Below are 5,568 nucleotides of genomic sequence, written 5' to 3' on the forward strand. Positions count from 1 at the left end.
TCCAAATGTTGTCCCAGACTGCAGGACAAGTTCTTTACGCGTTACTCACCCGTCCGCCACCATCACCCGAAGGATCAAGTAGACTTGCATGTATTAAGCATTCTGTCAGCGTTCATCCTGAGCCAGGATCAAACTCTTCGTTCAATCTATTTAACTCAGTAAAATTTACTGATTATTTATTACACCAATTTATTGTTGTGTTTGCATTTATTGTCTTTCTCTATTCTGTTGCTAATGTTCTTATTCATTCATCTGTGCCGCTCTCTCGCGGACAAAGATTATAATATCATAAATAATATTTTTCGTCAATACTTTTTTTAAAAAATTTTATTTTTTATTTTAAACTATATTCTCTATTCTAAATATTCTCTAAATATCTCTAACTAAAATTTTAAAGGGCTGATCCTTACAAATCAGCCCTTTCATATCTCAATTTAATTCCACTTTATTATCCCAAATATTTATTTAAAATTTAAACTAATTTTTTTAACTCTGTAGCTACAAACTCTACATGTGGTCCTATTATAACTTGAACAGCATTACCTTTTTTAATAACTCCTGCAGCAATTTTTTTAATTTCTGCATCATTCACTTTTGAGCTATCAACTACATCTAGTCTTAATCTTGTAGTACAGTTATCAATATTTACTAGGTTTTCTTTTCCACCTAATAATGGTAATAGTGCTGCTGCAACTGCTGTATGTGCATTTACTCCTTCAGCTACTAACTCTATTATTTCCTCTTCTTCTCTTCCAGGAGTTTTTACACTAAACTTATTGATAACAAATGTAAATACTGTATAATAAATTACAAAGAATACTAATCCTAAAACTAATAACATAACTGGATTGTGAGCATTAGGGTTACGTAGTGATAATACAAAGTCAACTAATCCTGCCGAGAATCCAAATCCTGCCATCCAATCTAATGAAGCTGCTAAAAATACAGAGATTCCTGTTAATACAGCATGTAATAAATATAGTCCAGGTGCAACAAACATAAATGCGAACTCTATTGGTTCTGTTACTCCTGTAAAGAAACTAGCAAATCCAGCTGCTAACATAATTGATTTTATTTTTTCTTTATTTTCAGGTTTTGCTGTTTTTATAAATGCAAAACATGCTCCTAATAATCCAAACATCATGATTGGGAAAAATCCTGCTTGATACATACCTACATGGTAAGCTCCCTCAATAGTTGATGGTAATCCTGCATAAGCTAGTGCTGGATCTCCCCAGAATCTTCCTATATCATTTATTCCTGCTACGTTAAACCAGAACACTGAGTTTAGTGCATGGTGTAATCCTACTGGTATTAATAATCTATTAAAGAATCCATATACTCCAGCTCCAACTGGTCCTAATTTAGCTATTGAGATACCAAAAGTCACTAATCCAGAGTAGATAACTGGCCAAATGTATAGTAATATAAATGACACTACTAACATTACAACTGATGTTATAATTGGAACAAATCTTTTTCCACTAAAGAAAGCTAAGAATTTAGGTAGTTCTAGAGTATGAAACTTATTATATAGTTCTCCTGCTATAACCCCACATACAATCCCTATAAATTGGTTATTTATTTTTCCAAATGCTGGAGATACTTGATCTACAGGTACTCCTGTCATCTGTGCAACTGCACCAACTGAAAGTAATGTAGTAACAACTTCAAAAGCTACTAATCCTGCTAAAGCTGCAGCACCATTCTTATCTTTTGAAAGCCCAAATGCAACTCCCACTGCAAATAAAATAGGCATATTATCTATGATTGCACTTCCTGCTTTTATTAGGAAAGCTGCAAGTTGACTATTTGCCCCCCATCCAATTGGGTCAATCCAGTATCCTATTCCCATTAGAATAGCTGCAGCTGGTAATACTGCTACTGGAACCATCAATGCTTTACCAATTTTTTGCAAATAACTAAACATAAAACTTCCTCCTTTTATCATTTATATTTCAAAAAAAATTATAAACTATGATTTTTTATTTCATATTCTTAAATTGATTATAGCACAACTTTTCATTTTTTTCCACATTTATTTTAATTTTTTTCATTTATTTTATTAACTTATTGTTCTATTTTAATAATTTATATTTTGTTTTTTTATTTTTTTCACACTTTTTACAAAAATAATTTTACTACTATATATTTACCTCTTTTAATTGCTTTTGTCAATAAAGTTTCAACTATTTATTTTAATTAATATTTGTGGTAAAATGTAATATAGAACTAATTTTCGGAGGGAGCTAATGGAAGTTTCTTTGATAAATATAAAAGAAGATGTTAACAGATATATAAATATTATCTCAAATCTTATAAAAGTAGATGTTGGAGTAGTTGACAAAAATATGGTTAGAGTTACTGGGACAGGTCTCTACAAAAATATAGATGGAGTATTTGCTCTAGGAAGTGTCTATAAGAATACTTTAGAAACTGGAGAAACCCATATTATAAAAAATCCTAGGATACATACCCTTTGTAGCGAATGTAAAGATAAACAAAATTGTAAAGAGAAATTAGAGATAGCTACACCAATCTACTGTCACGATGAAATCATAGGAGCCTTAGGTTTAGTTTGCTTCAATGATGAGCAAAAAAATAAAATTTTAGCTGATCTTGATTCCTACCTCAACTTTACTAAACAGATTGCTGAATTTATAGGTATAAAATTTTTTGAATATAAGGAGAGCCTTTTACAAAAAGATCAAGAAAATACCTTAAAAACAATACTTGCTAATATCAATAAAGGAGTTATCATTATAGATAAAGATAATACCATTGTAAATATTAACTCCATTGCTAGAAAGAAATTAAATATTACTTCTGAGTGTATTGGCAAAAAGATAACTATTACTACACAAAACGATTATCTAATGAGTGAAGAGGTTTTTAAAATTACCATTGGAAAAAAAGAGTTCAATGTAGTTGGAAAAAAAATATATCTCACTTCCTTTGATAATAGAAAAAATTCCGCTTTCATATTTGAAGATATAAAAAAAATAAATGAAAACATTGCTGAAATTACTAGTAATAATAATGTAATCTCTTTAGATGATATATATGGAAACTCAGAGGCTACAAAAAGACTAAAAGAGAAAATTTTAAAAATTGCAGATACATCATCCACTGTCTTAATCACTGGAGAGAGTGGTACTGGTAAAGAGTTAGTTGCCCGTTCTTTACATTCACATAGTAATAGAAAAGATAAACCCTTTGTAGTGATTAACTGCTCAGCTATTCCTGATTCACTTCTAGAGAGTGAACTTTTTGGTTATGTTAAGGGGGCTTTTACTGGGGCTAGTAACAATGGTAGAATGGGAAAATTTGAGTTGGCTAATACTGGTGTCATATTTTTGGATGAAATTGGAGATATGCCCCTATATCTCCAAGCTAAAATTTTAAGAGTAATTCAAGAGAAAAAAATAGAAAGGATTGGCTCTAATAAAAGTATTGATTTAGATATTAAAATAATAGCTGCAACTAATGTTGATTTAGAACAAAAAATTAAGGAGCAAAAATTTAGAAGCGATCTTTACTATAGATTGAATGTTATCCCTATAAAACTCCTTCCGCTGAGAGAAAGAAAAGAGGATATTCTCCCAATAGTTGAAAAATTAATAAAAAAATATAATAATATTTCTGGGAAAAATATAATCTCTATCGATGAAGATGTTAAGTCTGCTTTATTATCTTATGATTGGCCAGGAAATGTTCGTGAACTTGAAAATACCATTGAATTAATGTTCAATGTTAGTGGAGATACGCGTATCTTAACAAATAATCTTCTTCCTGATAATATTTCAATGAGAAAAGATGATAACTCATCTATATGCTTACAATCAATAATAAAAATTAAAGAAGATGAATTAGAAGACTTTGAAACAATAGAAAAAAATTATATTCTACAAGGTTTAAAAAAATTTGGAAATACAACAGAAGGTAAAAAACTTATCTCTGAAAAGATGGGGATAGGTTTAACAACACTTTATAGAAAATTAAAAAAATTTGGAATCGAGTAGTTTTTCATTTTGAAAAATCACTCGATTTTTCATTTTGAAAATTTTTTCATTTTGAAAATACATTCCACTATATTTATTCGATTTATACTAAATTTTAAGTATTTTTTCAGTATTAAATTGGCATATTTTTTGCTTATATTTTTACATATAATTAATTTAAAAAGCCTATTTTTAAAACAGAATCACAAGTTTTTAGTTATTCTAGAACCTTGACAAATTTAAATTTTAAGAGTAAATAAGTATAAAAGGAGATGTAAAATATATGGAAAAAATAACAGAAAAAGTTTTAAATATTTTAAAAGAAGAGTTAGTTCCTGCTGAAGGATGTACTGAGCCAATAGCTATAGCTTATGCGGCAGCTAAATTAACTAATATCTTAGGAAATGTTCCTGAAAAAATTGATGCTTACCTTTCTGGTAACATTGTTAAAAATGTTAAAAGTGTTAAAATACCTAACTCTGATGGAATGGTAGGAATAGAAGCTTCTACTGCTATGGGAGCTATCTTGGGAGATTCATCAAAAGAACTTATGGTTATAGCTCATGTTGATAAGTCTCGTTTACCTGAAGTAAGACAATATATAGCTGATAAAAAAATAAATGTTTTCTTAAATGAAGGGGATATTAAATTATATATCAGATTAGAAGGAACTTATGGAAACGATACTGCCACTATTGAAATCCAACACTATCATACAAATATAACAAAAATCATAAAAAATGGTGTAGAGATTAAAGGATGTTCTTGTGATGAAGTTTGCTCTGGAGATGTAATGACAGATAGAACTTTCTTATCAGTAGAATTAATCTACAATCTTGCTAAAACAATTGATCTATCTCTAATTGAAGCGACTTTCCAAAAAGTAATTGATTATAACTCAGCAATTGCTAATGAAGGATTAACAAATAGTTATGGAATAGCTATTGGAAAAACATTAAAGGAGGGAATGGAAGAGGGAGTTTATGGAAACGACCTAAGAAATAAGATGGCTAGCTTTGCAAGTGCTGGAAGTGATGCTAGAATGAACGGATGTTCTCTACCAGTAGTTACAACAAGTGGAAGTGGAAACCAAGGAATGACTTGTTCATTACCAATAATAAAATTCTGTCAAGAGAAAGGATTATCTAAAGAGGAATTAATTAGAGGATTATTCTTCTCTCATATGACTACAATCCATATCAAATCAAATATAGGAAGATTATCTGCTTACTGTGGAGCTATCTGTGCAAGTGCTGGAGTAGCTGGAGCTATATCATTCCTATCAGGATTATCATTAGAGCAAATTGGATATGCTATTGAAACTACATTAGGAACTATGTCTGGAGTAATCTGTGACGGTGCTAAAAGTTCATGTGCTACAAAAATAGCAAGTGGGGTATCTGCTGCTTTCGATTCTTACTATGCTGCTTCAAAAAATAGAAAATTTGAATTTGGAGAAGGAATTGTAGGTAAGGACGTAGAAAAAACAATTAAACATGTTGGAATATTAGGACAACAAGGAATGAAAGTAACTGACGAAGTTATATTAGATATAATGATTAAAAAT

General features: G+C 30.0%; 3 protein-coding genes and 1 rRNA gene. 2 read left to right on the plus strand and 2 right to left on the minus strand.

Features of this window, described 5'->3' with window-relative positions; translation table 11 throughout:
• Both IAA47_02800 and nagE read right to left on the minus strand, forming a co-directional pair.
• Positions 1-144, minus strand: a 16S ribosomal RNA gene (locus IAA47_02800); the annotation flags it as partial.
• 328 nt (positions 145-472) lie between these two features.
• Positions 473-1,930 (minus strand): N-acetylglucosamine-specific PTS transporter subunit IIBC, encoded by a 1,458-nt coding sequence (gene nagE, locus IAA47_02805; protein MBU3841905.1) that lies wholly within the window; start codon positions 1,928-1,930, stop codon positions 473-475.
• Positions 1,931-2,252: 322 nt separating this feature from the next.
• Here nagE and IAA47_02810 point away from each other — a divergent pair, with 322 nt between their 5' ends.
• Positions 2,253-4,022, plus strand: a complete 1,770-nt coding sequence (locus IAA47_02810; protein ID MBU3841906.1) for a sigma 54-interacting transcriptional regulator — start codon at positions 2,253-2,255, stop codon at positions 4,020-4,022.
• A 262-nt stretch (positions 4,023-4,284) separates the two neighbouring features.
• Positions 4,285-5,568: L-serine ammonia-lyase, iron-sulfur-dependent, subunit alpha (locus IAA47_02815; protein MBU3841907.1), on the plus strand; the 1,284-nt coding region annotated here is incomplete at its 3' end.

Source organism: Candidatus Fusobacterium pullicola (assembly GCA_018883725.1).
GTDB lineage: Bacteria > Fusobacteriota > Fusobacteriia > Fusobacteriales > Fusobacteriaceae > Fusobacterium_A > Fusobacterium_A pullicola.

Coding starts and splice junctions, on each gene's coding strand:
- nagE (MBU3841905.1), bottom strand. CDS start 1,930: ATGTTTAGTTATTTGCAAAAAATTGGTAAAGCATTGATGGTTCCAGTA.
- IAA47_02810 (MBU3841906.1), top strand. CDS start 2,253: ATGGAAGTTTCTTTGATAAATATAAAAGAAGATGTTAACAGATATATA.